The sequence below is a fragment of the Streptomyces sp. SL06 genome (assembly GCF_058244745.1).
Genome location: NZ_JBSYOT010000002.1, coordinates 6,971,402 through 6,984,602, shown reverse-complemented (window position 1 = coordinate 6,984,602; position 13,201 = coordinate 6,971,402). Strand labels below are relative to the sequence as shown.

Here is a 13,201-nt window from a genome sequence, read left to right as displayed (position 1 = left end):
GGACGGCGGGAGATAGCCTGCGTGGATGGATGTGGTGAGCGACGCGATCTCCGCGGTGCACCTCGGGCACCCGGCGTCCCACCGGGTGCGGACGAGCGGGAGTTGGTGCGTGCGGCTCGACCCGTACGACGGCGCGGGCTTCCACGTGGTCCTGAAGGGCGGCTGCCGGCTGTTGCCCGACGGCGCCGCCCCGGTGTCTCTCGGTGTGGGGGACGCGGTGCTGCTGCCTCATGGCACGGGGCATGTGATCGCCGACTCGCTGACCGATGCGGCGGTCGCCGCGGAGCGGGCGGTGCCGTTTCGGCAGTGGCTCGCGGGGACGGGGCGGCGGTCCCGGCCCGAGCACGCCCCCGTCCCGCCTTCCGAGGGTTCAGAGTTCTCCGGGTTCTCCGGGTTCTCCGAGGTGGAGCTGCTCAGCGGCACGTACTGGCTCGACTGCAGCCGCCTGCACCCGCTCATGAGGGAACTGCCCGAACGTCGTGCACCTTCCCAGCCGGGTGGGCAGCCACCTCGAACTCCGCGCGGCCATCGACCTGCTCGCCGGCGAGCTGGACGAGAGGCGGCCCGGCTCCTGCGTCGCGCTCCCGAGCCTGCTCGACCTCCTGCTCGTCTACATCATCCGTTCCTGGATGGCCGAGGCCACCACCGGAGCCTGGCCCCGTGTGCTCGGCGACCCGGTGACGGCCGCCGCCCTGCGGGCGCTGCACGCGAACCCGTCCGCCCCGTGGAGCAACGACCGGCTGGCCGCGGAGGCGGGCGTCTCCCGTCCCACCCTGGCGCGCCGGTTCACCGCCCTGGTCGGCCGCCCCCCGATGGCGTACCTCACGTGGTGGCGGCTGATCCTCGCCGCCACCCTGCTCAGGGAGACCTCGGACACCCTGGCCACCATCGCAGGGCGGGTCGGCTACGGCAGTCCGTACGCGCTCTCGCACGCCTTCGAGAGGGAGTTCGGCACTACTCCGGGGCGGTACCGGACGCGGGCGGGTTGAGCTTGCGGAAGTACGTCCAGCTGGTCTCGTTCGGCTCGCTCCACTTCTGCGGGGCGCGGGCGAACTCCGGTCGGTGGTCGGCGATGTAGGCACGGGTGCGCTCGGGGACCTCGGTGTACGAACCGAGCTTGCGGCCCCGGCAGTGGAAGGTGAGGCCGCCGGGCCGCCGGCCGCGCGCCATCCACGGCAGCCACGGGGACATCCGGGTCCACGACATGGTGGCCGCGACACCGGGCGCGGGGCCCGCCAGGTCGGCGCGGTCGGCGAAGAACTGGAAGAGTTCCAGGGCCTTGTACGTGTCGCCCGCCGAGTGGAGGGGGTACTGGGCCACCGGCAGGGGCGAGGGGTGGGCGAGCGGGATCTCCAGGCTGAAGCAGACCTGTTCGCCGAGATCGGTCGTCGGGACCGGGAAGGGGCGCCACTTCTGGTTCGCCGGGTCGTTCCAGACGTGCACCACCGGCAGGTCCTGCCAGGTCTGAAGGATCTCCCGGGTGGCGGGATCCAGGTAGAAGGCGGCCTCACGGGTGAGCAGCCGGTAGGCGTCCGGGCCGTCTTCGGGGTCCTGGACGAGGCGGGCGACATTGAGCCCCTCGAAGCCGAAGACGCGCCGGTAGGGCTCGTCGGGGGCCCAGGAGTACACGTCTCCCGACCACCAGTACGTGACCTCCTCGCCGTCGAGCGAGGCCCGGGTGCGGGCGAAGGAGCGGAGCAGTTGTGCGGGCGTGTTCATACAGAGCACTCTGCGCGACTCGCGCCCCACCCGGGCGGAGAACACCTCAGTCGCTCACGGTCCGGTGGCGTCGGGGGCGGGGAGGGTCCCGCTGTCGATCTGGGTGAGGGCCGACGCGCCGCCGTCCACGACGTGCACGCCACCGGTCATCCAGGACGAGGCGCCGGAAGCCAGCAGGAGGGCCAGGCCCGCGAGGTCGTCGGGGCGGCCCCAGCGCCGCATCGGGATGGAGTCCTCCCACGCGGCCACGGCCGCCGCGGGCCGCGGACCCGGGCCACCGATGTTGGTGACCACCGGACCCGGGGCCAGCGCGTTGACGCGGACACCGAAGCGGGCGAGTTCCAGCGCGGTCTGGCGGACCAGACCGACCACGGCGGACTTCGACGCGACATAGGGGTGGCTGACGCGGGGCTCCGCGCGCAGACCCGCGGTGGAGGCGGTGACGACGATGCTGCCGGACCGCTGCCGCTTCATGACCCGGGCGGACTGCTGAAGGCAGTGGAAGAGCCCGTCCAGGTTCACGTCCATGACCCGTCGCCACTGCTGGAACGACAGTTCGTCGATCGCGCCGCCGGGCTGGAGCATGGAGGGCGCGCCGTTGACGCCCGCGTTCAGGAAGGCGGTGTCGAGACGGCCGGAAGCCGCGACGACATCTTCCACCAGGGAGCGGACCGCGTCCGGGTCCCGTACGTCGCACACGTGCGAGGCCACGGTCCCCTCGCCCGTCCCGCCCACTTCCCCGGCCGCCGCGTGGACCGCGTCCGACACGTCCGCGAGGTGCACGACGGCTCCCCCGGCCGCGCAGGCGCGGGCGAGGGCGTGGCCGATGCCGCCGGCCGCGCCGGTCACCAGGACCACCTGCCCGTCGATGCGGAGAGTGTCCATCCGGTCATCCTTCCCTTCGAATCAGCACGGTTCCGGCCGTCCCGTCGACGTCCGCCATGACTCCGGTGCGCAGCGTCCCGGAGGTTTCCAGGTCGGTCACCGCCGGAACGTCCAGGACGACAAGGCCGAGCGCGAGTTTGCTGTTCATCCGCGTGAACACGATGGCGCACGGTGCCGTGCCGCGCAGCTTGGCCAGGTGGAACTGCCCGGACCAGCCGGACGATCCCTTGGCGCCCGGCAGCACGAGCACCGTGCCGGCGACGCTCTGCCCGTGCTGGGGGTGGCGGCTCTCCACGATGACGCCGGTGTTCGGGTCGATGCCGCCCCAGCCCGACACCGGCGCGGTGCACAGCAGTACGGGTCCGCTCGCCCGGCCGGCGACGACACCGCGGCCCCGCAGCAGCTCAGGCATCGGACCACCGGCCCCGCACAGCCGCGGTGACACAGGTCTCCACGCTGCCGAACCAGCCCTGCACGCCGGTGATCGCCGGCAGGTAGTGCGCCTGTTTCGCCGAGTCGGTGGCGAACACCTTGGTGCCGGGCGGCAGGAACTGCCCGATCGCCGGGCAGGTGTCGGACAGCACGCGCGCACCGGCCTTCTCGATGGTCTCGACGTACCCGCTGCGTTCGGCCACGGTGCGCAGCGCCCTGGGGGTGAACACCCACAGAGCCGTGGAGTCGGCGATCCGGCGGCCGTCCAGCAGGCGGGCGACCTCACGGACCTGTTCCAGCGAGGCGTGGGGGCAGCCGATCATCACGAAGTCCACGTCGCGGTCGGTCGCGGTCCGGCACAGCGATGCCACCGTCTCGGCGCGGGCGGCGGCGTCGTACACCGAGACCGCCTCGGGTTCCCGTCCGCCCAGTGCCTCCCGCACCGTCCGGGCCTCCGGTGTGACACCGGGCAGGTGGTACATCTCCACGTCGCCGGAGGAGGCGGCGGCCGCACCGAACTGCTTAAGCTGTACCGGGGTCGGCACACCGGGGGCCTGCGCGAGGCCGGGGCCGGTGAGGACCGGGACGGCCTCCTGCACCCGCTCCCCCACCCAGTAGCCGAGGATGTTCCAGTCCTCGGTGGTCACGACCGGGTGCCGCACCTCGACGAGGTGCGTGGCACGGCGGTGTCCGTCCAGGTGGTAGCCGCAGTAGGGGGTCCGGCCGGTCAGCATGGAGGCGGCCGAGGACTCCCGGCCCTCGGTGTTGGTGCGGGCGCCGAGCACGGAGTTGATGTACACCACCGCGGACGACTCCATCCACGCGCAGTGCTCGCCGAACCGGGGCACATTGCCCACCTGGTACGGCGTGCAGGTCGACAGCAGGTCGACGCCCCGCTCGGCGAGATAGCGCTCGCTGTCGTCCATCGCGGCGGCGTCGGTGGGCGCGATGCCCTGGAGGTCCCACTGTTCGCGGTCCCGGGGCCCGATGAGCTGGCAGCTGTGCGCGCGAAACGGCGGCACGTCGACCTTCTCGTCGAGGTCGAGCGAGAACCGGGAGAACAGCGCGGCCGGGTCGGTGGTGCCCAGCACCCGGGCGTGCCGCGGTCCGAAGAGGTTGGCGCCGCACACGTTGTCGGTGTCGACGAGGCGCTCGGCGCCCATCAGCTCGCCGTAGCGCACCAGGAGTTCGAGTGCGGCGCCGACCGCCGGGCCCTGTTCTCCGGCCAGCATGCGTTCGTCGGCGGGAGTCAGCATCATGAGGACATCACAGCGTCAGGCATGCGCCCTCCACTTCGAGTTCGGTACGCAGTTGAGCGGTGTCGACCTCGGCGACCGCGCCCTGGGCCTTGAGCGCCAGATGGGCGGCCGTACCGGCGGCCTGGCCCATGGCGAAGCACGGGCCGGCGACGCGGGCGGCGGACTGGCCGCCGTGGGTCATCGAGGCGCAGCGCCCGGCGACCAGCAGGTTTCCGGGGCCGTCGGCGGGGACGAGCATGCGGTAGGGCAGTTGGTTGTAGCCCACCGGGTCGTCGCCGTAGGGCCAGCGGATGTCGAGGTCGCCGTCGACGTGGGCCTCCACGGGCCAGCCGTTGAGGCCGATGGAGTCCTCGAAACGGGCGCAGGAGCGCACGTCGTCCTCGGTGAGGACGTACCGGCCGAGCAGCCGGCGGGTCTCGCGGATGCCGATCTCGGGGCCGATGTCGACGATGTAGGACCGGTCGAAGCCGGGGAGGTTCTCGCGGATGAAGCCGAACACCTCCTGGGACTGTGCGCGGCCCTGCACCTCGCCGTGGGTGAGCTGCCAGAACGTCGGTGCCGTCGACGGCGCTGCCGTCCGGGTTGCGCAGTTGGGTCGCGTTGGCCCGCCACTCGACGGCGTCGCGCTGGGGGCGGACGATGGCGCCGCGGCGGGGGAAGCGCGGGCGGCCGGCCGCGACCGCCTCGTCCATGAGGCGGGGCAGCGTCTTCCAGGCGGCCCCGGCGCGCTCGTCGTCCACCGCGTTGATCCGGAACATGGTGGACGGGTAGAGCATGTCGCCGTAGGGGTCGGCCTTCTCGTGTCCGGTGCCGGACCAGGCCATCAGGTCGCCGTCCCCTGAGCAGTCGATGAAGACCTGGCCGCGCAGGACGCCGCGGCCGGACTTGGACTCCACGACGACCGCCTCGATGCCCTGCGGTCCGGTGACCGCGGCCACCGCGAAGGCGTGGTAGAGGAGTTGGGCTCCCGCGGCGAGCACGTGTTCGTCGGCGGCGCTGCGGTAGGCCGGGATGTCGTAGGCCTGGGCCTGGATGCGGTCGGCGAAGGACAGGTGCGGGGCGCGCAGTCCGCCCAGGCGGTCGATGCGCTCCAGGAGTTCGCTCGCGTGGCCGCGGACGGTGAGTACGTGCTCGCCGTGGACGTTGGAGTACATGCCGCAGAAGGTGGACAGCCCGCCGCCGGTGCCGGCGCCGCCGAGGTATCCGCTCTTCTCGACCAGCAGGGTGCTGCGGCCGGCGCGGGCGGCCGCGGTGGCGGCGGCCAGTCCCGAGGGTCCGCCGCCGAGGACGACGACCTCCCACTCGCCGAGCACCGGGGTCTGGCGGGCGGGTTCGGTGACATGGGTGTTCACGGCGTTCACGCGGTGGCCTTTCGGTCGGTTCCGCCGGCGGCGCGGGTCCAGTGCTCGGTGAGCAGCGCGTGGAACCGGTCGGGGATCTCTTGGGTCAGCAGGTGTCCGGCGCCGGGCAGGGCGATGTGCCGGGCGCCGGGCACGGTGGTCGCGATGGTCTCCGCGTGGTGTGCGGGGACGACGGCGTCGGCGAGTCCGTTCACCGCGAGTACGGGGCACCGGACGGCGGCGAGCCGGTCTCGCAGGTCGGTTCCGGCGATGGCCTCGCAGCACGCCGCGTAGCCCTCGGGATCGAGGTGTTCGACGCCGGTGACGGTGTCGGTCACCAGGGGCGGCGGGTCGGCCGCGACCGCGGGGGCGTACCAGCGGCCGAGCAGGCCGGGGGTCACCGCCCGCATGCCCTGCTCGCGGACCGTGGCGGCGCGGGCGCGCCAGAAGCCGGGGTCGTCGGCGACGACGGGCGCGTTGACGGTGACGAGGCTGCGTACCCGGTCCGGGTGTGCCGCGGCCAGGGCCAGTCCGACGGTGCCGCCGAGGCTCACGCCGACCACGTCGGCGGATTCGACGTGCAGGGAGTCGAGCAGTGTCACGGCGTCGTGGACGAGGTCGGCGAGGCGGTACGGGCCCGGGGGTGTCGGGGAGCCGCCGTGTCCGCGGTGGTCGTAGGCGATGACGCGGTGCCGTTCGCGCAGCCGCTCGCGCTGGGGTGCCCACATCGCGGCGGTGGTGCCGAGCGAGGCGGAGAGGAGGACCGGGCTTCCGGAGCCCTCGTCGGTGAACGAGGTCATGCGGCGGCCCCGGTGGTGCGGCGGCCGGCCTTGGCGTCCTGGATGCCGCGGTGCACCCGGGTGCGCAGGTCGGCGAAGGCGGCCGTGGAGCGGCTGGTGACCTGGTCGCGGTCGGCGGGCAGGCCGATGGGGACGTTGTCGAGGACGTGGGTGGGCGAGGCGGACAGGACCAGGACCCGCTCGCCGAGGTAGACGGCCTCGTCGATGTCGTGGGTGACGAACAGGGTGGTGATGCCCAGGGTGCGCCACAGGGAGCGGACGAGGTCTTCGAGGTCGGCGCGGGTCTGCGCGTCGACGGCGGCGAAGGGTTCGTCCATGAGCAGCACCTGCGGCTCGTAGGCGATGGCCCGTGCGATGGCGACGCGCTGCTGCATGCCGCCCGAGAGCTGCCAGGGGTAGGAGTGGCCGGAGTCGGCGAGTCCGACGGCGGTGAGGGCCTCGGTGACCAGCCGGTCGCGGTCGGCGCGGGACAGGCCCTTCTGCCGCAGCGGCAGGTCGATGTTCTGCGCCACGGTCTTCCAGGGGAACAGGCTTCGGCCGTACTCCTGGAACACCACGGCCATGCCGGGGGGCGGTCCGGTCACGGGTGTGCCGTCGAGCAGCACCTCGCCCGCGGTGGGGGTGAGCAGTCCGGCCAGGCACTTCAGCAGGGTCGTCTTGCCCGCGCCGGAGGGGCCGACGATGCAGGCGAACTCGCCCCGGGCGACGGAGAACGTGATGTCCCCGATCGCCTCGACCCGGCGGCCGGCGGACTCGTAGACCTTGTTGAGGCCCTTGACGGTGACCATGTCTGCCATCAGCCGTTCCTCTTCTGCGACTCGCGCAGGCCCAGGTACCAGCCCAGGGCCCGCTTCTCGACAATGGTGAACAGCGCGGAGAGGGCGAATCCGATGAGGCCGAGCAGGATGATGCCGCTCCACATCTGGGGGATCGCGAAGGTGCGCTGGAACTGCACGATGCTGAAGCCGAGCCCGTTGGTGGCGGCGAACATCTCGCCGATGACCATCAGGATCAGCCCGATCGACAGGGACTGCCGCAGTCCGGCCGCGATCTGCGGGGAGGCGGCGGGGAGCACCATGTGGCGCAGTCTGGCGCCGCGGGTGATGCCGTAGGTGCGGCAGGTGTCGACCATGACCTCGTCGGCGGCGCGTACGCCCTCGACGGTGTTCAGCAGGACCGGCCATATGCAGCCGGAGACGATGACCAGGATCTTCGAGCCGTCGCCGATGCCGGCGACGATCGCGATGACCGGTACCAGCACGGTCGGGGGCAGGGCCCGCAGGAACTCCAGGACCGGTTCGGCGCCGCGGCGCAGCACGTCGGTCAGGCCGAGGGCGACGCCCAGGGCCACGCCGAGCACGGCGGACAGGAGGAACCCGGCGAGCAGCCTGAGCATGCTGGGCACCACGTCGTCGGCGAAGCGGCTGGAGAGCCACAGCCGGCCGAACCAGTCGAGGATGTCCGGGAGCGGCGGGAAGTAGTAGCTGGTGCTGTTGACGCTGGTGACCCACCACAGTGCCACGAGAGCCACGGGCAGACCGAGCGCGAACAGGACGCGGCGCAGGATGTTCATCGGGCACCTTCCGATCGCCTCACGGAGGGGTGCCAGCCGAGCACGGCTCGCTCCGCGTACCTGAATCCGATGTTGACGAGGACCCCGAGGATGCCGGTGACCAGGACGAGCGCGAACATCGCGGTCGTCGCGCCGCTGCTCTGGGCCACGGAGATGAGCTGGCCGAGGCCCGGGGTGCCGATGACCAGCTCGCCGGTGATGGCCAGCACCAGGGCGACCGAGGCGGCCAGCCTGATCCCGGTGAACACGAAGGGCAGCGTGGTCGGCCAGATGACGTGCCGGACCCGGCCCCAGACGCTGAAGCGGTAGGAGCGGGCGGTGTCGTGGGCGACGGGGTCGATGTCCTGGACGCCGTAGAGCACCTGCACGAGTACCTGCCAGAACCCGGCGTAGACGATCAGTACCACTCCGGACTCGAAGCCGGTGCCGAAGATGAGGATGACGGCGGGGATGAGGGCCACGGAGGGGATGGGGCGCAGGAACTCCACCGTCGACGCGGTGATCGCGCGCAGCACCGGCACCAGTCCGATGACCACACCGGCCACCACTCCGGCGACGACGGAGATCACCAGGCCGATGGCCCAGGTGCGGATCGTGCGGCCCAGGGCCTCCCACAGCGCGGCGTCGCCCGCCTGCCTGCCCAGTTCGGCCAGGACGGAGCTGAGCGGGGGCAGCGCGCCGTCCGCGATCAGTCCGGTGCGCGGGATGATCTCGGCGGCCAGGGCGGCGACGACGATGCCGACCAGCGGGGCGAACCGGGGCCGGGGCGCGCGGCGGCGCGGGGCCGGGGCGGCCGGGGCCTGGGCCGGCCGGGTGGCGTCGAGCACTTTCATCGCACGCCTCCGCGGTTCTGCCCGCAGTCGAGCGCGCAGCCCTCGCGGGCGAGTACGGCACCGCAGGCGGGGCTGGTGACGGTTCGGTCGTAGGCGGCCAGCCATCCCGGGGTACGGACGGTCTCCGCGGCGGCGGGCTCGCGGCCGGCCAGGGTGTCCGCGTCGACGTCGAGGTCCACCGTGCGGGTGGTGAGGTCGATGCTGATGAGGTCGCCGTCGTGGACGAGGCCGAGGGGTCCCCCGGTGGCGGCCTCGGGAGAGACCTCGCCGACCACGATGCCCTTGTTGACCAGTCCGGAGAGCTGGCCGTCGGTGACGACCGCGACCTTCTCGCCGAGCTGGGCGCCGTCGAGCGCGAACACGAAGGCCGAGGCCATGGCCATGCCGGGGCCGCCGTGCAGGCCCATGCCGCGCAGTACGACCACCTCGCCCGGCCGCACCTCGCCCGCGGCGAGGCCGTCGATGGCCGCCTCCCGGGAGGAGTAGCAGCGGGCGGGGCCGCGGAACCGGGTGGGGCGTTCCTCGTCGGCGGGGAGTTTGACGATGGATCCCTCGGCGGCCAGGGAGCCGCGCAGGATCACGATCGAGGGCCGGCGGCTGAACGGCTCGGCGAGCGGGCGGATGAACTCCGGGTCCGGGGCCGGGGTCTCGGCGACGAGTTCGCCGAGCGGGCGGCCGGTGGCCCCGACGGTGTCCAGGTCCAGCAGCGGGGCCAGGGCCGCGAGCACGCCGCGGGTGCCGCCGGCGTCGTCGAGCTGCTCGATCAGGTGCGGTCCGTTGGGCCGTACCGCGGTGATGACGGGGACCCGGTCGGCCAGTTCCTCGTAGGTGCGCCACACGTCGACGTCCAGCCCGGCCTCGACGGCGATGGCCTGGAGGTGCTTGACGGAGTTGATCGAGCCGGCGACGGCGAGCATCACGGTGACCGCGTTGCGGATCGCCGCCGGGGTGAGTACCGAGCGGGCCGTCCGCTTCTCGTGGACCATGTCCACGATGGTCCGGCCGGCCGCCCGGACCGCGTCCCACATGACGGTGCCGTTGGCGCGGGTCGGGGTGGTGCCGGGCAGCGCCATGCCGAGTGCCTCGGCGGCCATGTGCATGGTGTTGGCGGTGCCCATTCCCGCGCAGACCCCGGGGCCGCGGATGGCGTTCTCGGACATGGCGAGCAGGTCCTCGGCGGACGTGCGGCCCAGGGCGGTGTGGCCGGCGTGCAGGAAGACGTCCTCGATGTCGGCGCCGCCGTCCTCGTGCAGGGCGCTGCGCTGGTAGCCGCAGGCGACGAGGAGGGTGGGGATGTCGAGCCTGCCGCCCGCCATCATGTGGGCGGGCGCGGTCTTGTCGCACGAGCTGAGGCACACCATGCCGTCGAGCAGGGCGCCTTCCACGACCACTTCCACGTCGTTGACGATGAGGTCGCGGGTGGGCAGGACGTACCGACCGCCCGCGCCGGCGCTGGTGATGAAGTCGGACGGAGCGGCGGTGCGGATCTCGAAGGGCAGGCCGCCCGCCCGGCGGACGGCGTCCTTGAGCACCGGCACGATGTCGTCGAGGTGGGCGAAGCAGGCGGCGAGGTCGGACGAGGAGTTGACGATGGCTATCTTGGGCCGCGCCATCTCCTCGTCGGTGATGCCCAAAGACCTCCACTCGGCCCGCCGGACCGCCCAGCGGGAGCTGCCGACGGGCAGGTCGCTGCGTAGGGGGATCGTCATGTCAGCCAGCCGCTCCCGACCACACCAGGTCGTCGTAGGAGATGTCGCCGTCGACGAGGCCGTGGCTGCGGGCGGCCTTGACGAACGCCTCGACCGAGGCCTTCGGGATCTGCGGCGAGAACGTGGGCAGGGTGACCTTCTGGGCCACCGCCGGGTCGATCGTCATGAAGGACGACAGCTGGTCCCGGGTCTCCCGGGGGTGGGCCTGCGCGTAGGCGAGCGACTCGTCGATGGCGGCCTTGAGCGCGGTGAACAGCTTGGGGTTCTTCTTCAGCTGCTCTTCCGAGGTGAAGTAGACCGACGTGGTCAGGCTGCTCTTCGACATCTCCAGGTAGGGAGAGGCGATGACCCTGGTGTTCTTGCCCGCGGCGATGGTGTCGAACGGCTCCGCGGTGACCATCGCGTCGATGTCTCCCTTGCCCAGCGCGGTGACCGCGTCCGGGAAGGGCAGCTCGACGAACTTGACCGCCTTCGGGTCGCCGTGGTCGGCGGTGACGGCCACCTCGCCCAGCATCTGGAGGAGGTTGTTGAGCGTGTTGACGCTGACCTTCTTGCCGGCGAGGTCGGCCGGCGTCTTGATCGGGCTGTCCTTCGGGACCCGGATCATCGTGACGTCCTTGCCCGCGACGCCCGTGGAGTCGGACCCGGAGGCGATCACCTTCAGGGGCAGTCCCTTGTCGCGGGCGGCGAGCACCGAGACGATGTTGCTGAACGCGAACTGGTACTGCCCGCTGACCACGGGGGGCACCAGCGCCGCGCCGCCCTGGGCGGTCTTGATGTTCAGCTTGATGCCCTGTTTGGAGAAGAAGCCCTGCTTCTCCCCCAGGTAGAGCGCGGCGACGTCGATGACCGGGATGAACCCGGCCTGCACGGTCACCGGTGTCTTGGACGAGGGGTCCACACCGGCCGAGGAACCATCGCTGCCGCAGCCTGTGAGCGACAGGGCCAGTCCGGCCGCGGCGGCCAGCGCCGTCCTTCTACGCATGCTCCGGAACTCCATCGTTCCTCCAGTGAAATGGGGTCCGGGGAACCGGACCCGAGGTGCGATGGAAGGGACCATACATATCTGTACACGTGTGCGCTAGACGCACGCACAGTCGTTCGCTGTGCGTACACTGCTGCTCGCACACGTTCGGCGGATGTGGGACAGTGGGCGCCGCGACCGCGCCGAGACAGGAGACGAGACATGGATCTGCTCGAAGTCGAGCCGGGAGACACGGACTTCGTTCAGTCGCTGGCCCGCGGGCTGGAAGTGATCAAGGTGTTCGACGCAGATCATCCGTCCCGCTCGCTGAGTGATGTGGCCCGCGCGACCGGACTCTCGCGCGCCGCGGCCCGGCGCTCGCTGCTGACCCTGCTGAAGCTCGGCTACGTGCGCAGCGAGGGGACGCTGTTCGGTCTCACCCCGAAGACCCTGGAGCTGGGCCACGCCTATCTGCGGGCGCTGTCCACTCCGCAGATCGCCGAACCCCACCTCCAGGATCTGATGCGCGACGTGCACGAGACCACGGCGCTGTCCGTGCTCGACGGCGACCACGTGGTGCATGTCGCGCGGGTGCCGGCCGGCGGCGTGATCACCGTGTCGATCAACGTGGGGTCCCGGTTCCCGGCGTATGCGACGGCCATGGGCCGGGTGCTGCTCGCCGGTCTGGACGAGGACGACTTCCGGGGCTTCCTGGCCCGGGTCGACCTCCAGCCCCTGACCGACCGCACGGTCCGCGACACCGAGGAACTGCGCACGATCATCGAGTCGGTCCGCGACAGCGGCTTCTGCATCGCGGACCAGGAGCTGAACCAGGGACTGCGGGCCGTGGCCGTACCCGTGCGCGACCGGTCGGGCGCCGTCATCGCCGCGGCCAACATCGCCGTCGGGGCGGGCATGCGCGGCCTGGACGAACTGCGCACCCTGGTCCCCCGGCTCCAGGCGTGCGCCGCCGGCATAGAGGCAGACCTGCAACTGGTCTCCGGCCCCTGACGACGGCCGCGCCCCAGGGGTCCCGGCGTGCCATGACCTCGGCTCCCGCCGGCCGGGGTGCGGGCGCCGACCGGGGGGCGGGGGCGCCGGCCGCCCGGGTCACCCCGGCCGCAGGGAACGGGGCGCCCAGACCCTACCAGCCGCCGAGCACCGGCCACCGGGGCATCAGGTCGCCGGCCGGCAGCCACCGACCGCAGGCGCGGATCGCCGGCCGCCGGACCACCGACTGCCGTACACCAACCGCGAGTTGGCGAACGCGCGGCACCAGCCGCCGACCGCAGGGCACCAGGTCCACCCATCGCCGACCCCGGGCGCGGGTCGCCGACCTGAGCACCACCCACCGGCCACCGGATGCGGGCGCCGGCCGCCGGGTCACCCCGGCAGCGGGCGCCAGGTCCAGCCACCGGTCGCCGGGGCATCGGTGGCCAGTCACCGGCCGCAAACCGCGAGGCGCGGGCCACCGGACCACCAACCGCCGTTCGCCAACCGCGAGTTGCCGGCCGCAGGGCCCCGGTCAACGACCGCAGGGCCACCGGCCGCAAGTCCCCAAGTCCACCCGCCGCCGGCCGCGGGCGCGGATCGCCTGCCGGAGCACCACGCACCGGCCGGGGCGCGGGCGCCGACCGGGGGCGCGGGCGCCGGGGGCACACCGGGCGCGGGTCGCGGGGCACCCAGG

General features: G+C 72.5%; 11 protein-coding genes and 2 pseudogenes. 2 read left to right on the top strand and 11 right to left on the bottom strand.

Going from position 1 to position 13,201, the window contains the following annotated elements; translation table 11 throughout:
* Positions 1 to 25 precede the first annotated feature (25 nt).
* Positions 26 to 989: pseudogene (locus AC4IHM_RS31915) on the top strand (AraC family transcriptional regulator).
* Here the strand turns inward: AC4IHM_RS31915 and AC4IHM_RS31910 are convergent.
* The 11 genes and pseudogenes from AC4IHM_RS31910 to AC4IHM_RS31860 form a co-directional block, all read right to left on the bottom strand.
* Positions 955 to 1,719: a DUF1838 family protein gene (locus AC4IHM_RS31910; protein WP_490870435.1), complete on the bottom strand. Its 765-nt coding sequence runs from the start codon at positions 1,717 to 1,719 to the stop codon at positions 955 to 957. The pseudogene AC4IHM_RS31915 and the gene AC4IHM_RS31910 overlap by 35 nt on opposite strands.
* A gap of 54 nt (positions 1,720 to 1,773) precedes the next feature.
* Positions 1,774 to 2,604, bottom strand: coding sequence for an SDR family NAD(P)-dependent oxidoreductase (locus AC4IHM_RS31905; RefSeq protein ID WP_490870434.1), 831 nt, complete (start codon positions 2,602 to 2,604; stop codon positions 1,774 to 1,776).
* Positions 2,605 to 2,608: 4 nt separating this feature from the next.
* Positions 2,609 to 3,016 carry an aconitase X swivel domain-containing protein gene (locus tag AC4IHM_RS31900; RefSeq protein ID WP_490870433.1) on the bottom strand — a complete coding sequence of 136 codons (408 nt, stop codon included), beginning with the start codon at positions 3,014 to 3,016 and terminating at the stop codon, positions 2,609 to 2,611.
* Positions 3,009 to 4,295, bottom strand: coding sequence for an aconitase X (locus AC4IHM_RS31895; RefSeq protein WP_490870432.1), 1,287 nt, complete (start codon positions 4,293 to 4,295; stop codon positions 3,009 to 3,011). The genes AC4IHM_RS31900 and AC4IHM_RS31895 overlap by 8 nt, the downstream gene beginning before the upstream one ends.
* 7 nt (positions 4,296 to 4,302) lie before the next feature.
* Positions 4,303 to 5,608: pseudogene (locus AC4IHM_RS31890) on the bottom strand (FAD-dependent oxidoreductase).
* A 44-nt stretch (positions 5,609 to 5,652) separates the two neighbouring features.
* Positions 5,653 to 6,435, bottom strand: coding sequence for an alpha/beta fold hydrolase (locus AC4IHM_RS31885; protein WP_490870431.1), 783 nt, complete (start codon positions 6,433 to 6,435; stop codon positions 5,653 to 5,655).
* Entirely contained in the window at positions 6,432 to 7,223 is a 792-nt protein-coding gene (locus tag AC4IHM_RS31880; RefSeq protein WP_490870998.1) for an ABC transporter ATP-binding protein, read from the bottom strand. The genes AC4IHM_RS31885 and AC4IHM_RS31880 overlap by 4 nt, the downstream gene beginning before the upstream one ends.
* A gap of 8 nt (positions 7,224 to 7,231) precedes the next feature.
* Positions 7,232 to 8,008, bottom strand: coding sequence for an ABC transporter permease (locus AC4IHM_RS31875; RefSeq protein WP_490870430.1), 777 nt, complete (start codon positions 8,006 to 8,008; stop codon positions 7,232 to 7,234).
* A complete protein-coding gene (locus tag AC4IHM_RS31870) occupies positions 8,005 to 8,841 on the bottom strand; it encodes an ABC transporter permease (protein ID WP_490870429.1) in 837 nt (278 codons plus the stop codon). The genes AC4IHM_RS31875 and AC4IHM_RS31870 overlap by 4 nt, the downstream gene beginning before the upstream one ends.
* Positions 8,838 to 10,550: a dihydroxy-acid dehydratase domain-containing protein gene (locus AC4IHM_RS31865; RefSeq protein WP_490870428.1), complete on the bottom strand. Its 1,713-nt coding sequence runs from the start codon at positions 10,548 to 10,550 to the stop codon at positions 8,838 to 8,840. The genes AC4IHM_RS31870 and AC4IHM_RS31865 overlap by 4 nt, the downstream gene beginning before the upstream one ends.
* 1 nt (position 10,551) lies before the next feature.
* On the bottom strand, positions 10,552 to 11,535 hold the full coding sequence (locus AC4IHM_RS31860; protein WP_490870427.1) for an ABC transporter substrate-binding protein: 984 nt from the start codon (positions 11,533 to 11,535) through the stop codon (positions 10,552 to 10,554).
* Between the two features lie 201 nt (positions 11,536 to 11,736).
* On the opposite strand from AC4IHM_RS31860, the gene AC4IHM_RS31855 reads away from it, so the two are divergent.
* Positions 11,737 to 12,525: an IclR family transcriptional regulator domain-containing protein gene (locus tag AC4IHM_RS31855; RefSeq protein ID WP_490870426.1), complete on the top strand. Its 789-nt coding sequence runs from the start codon at positions 11,737 to 11,739 to the stop codon at positions 12,523 to 12,525.
* Positions 12,526 to 13,201 lie beyond the last annotated feature (676 nt).

Excerpts from the sequence above, each read along its gene's own strand:
- AC4IHM_RS31910 (WP_490870435.1), bottom strand. The coding sequence starts at position 1,719 with ATGAACACGCCCGCACAACTGCTCCGCTCCTTCGCCCGCACCCGGGCC.
- AC4IHM_RS31905 (WP_490870434.1), bottom strand. The coding sequence starts at position 2,604 with ATGGACACTCTCCGCATCGACGGGCAGGTGGTCCTGGTGACCGGCGCG.
- AC4IHM_RS31900 (WP_490870433.1), bottom strand. The coding sequence starts at position 3,016 with ATGCCTGAGCTGCTGCGGGGCCGCGGTGTCGTCGCCGGCCGGGCGAGC.
- AC4IHM_RS31895 (WP_490870432.1), bottom strand. The coding sequence starts at position 4,295 with ATGATGCTGACTCCCGCCGACGAACGCATGCTGGCCGGAGAACAGGGC.
- AC4IHM_RS31885 (WP_490870431.1), bottom strand. The coding sequence starts at position 6,435 with ATGACCTCGTTCACCGACGAGGGCTCCGGAAGCCCGGTCCTCCTCTCC.
- AC4IHM_RS31880 (WP_490870998.1), bottom strand. The coding sequence starts at position 7,223 with ATGGTCACCGTCAAGGGCCTCAACAAGGTCTACGAGTCCGCCGGCCGC.
- AC4IHM_RS31875 (WP_490870430.1), bottom strand. The coding sequence starts at position 8,008 with ATGAACATCCTGCGCCGCGTCCTGTTCGCGCTCGGTCTGCCCGTGGCT.
- AC4IHM_RS31870 (WP_490870429.1), bottom strand. The coding sequence starts at position 8,841 with ATGAAAGTGCTCGACGCCACCCGGCCGGCCCAGGCCCCGGCCGCCCCG.
- AC4IHM_RS31865 (WP_490870428.1), bottom strand. The coding sequence starts at position 10,550 with ATGACGATCCCCCTACGCAGCGACCTGCCCGTCGGCAGCTCCCGCTGG.
- AC4IHM_RS31860 (WP_490870427.1), bottom strand. The coding sequence starts at position 11,535 with ATGCGTAGAAGGACGGCGCTGGCCGCCGCGGCCGGACTGGCCCTGTCG.
- AC4IHM_RS31855 (WP_490870426.1), top strand. The coding sequence starts at position 11,737 with ATGGATCTGCTCGAAGTCGAGCCGGGAGACACGGACTTCGTTCAGTCG.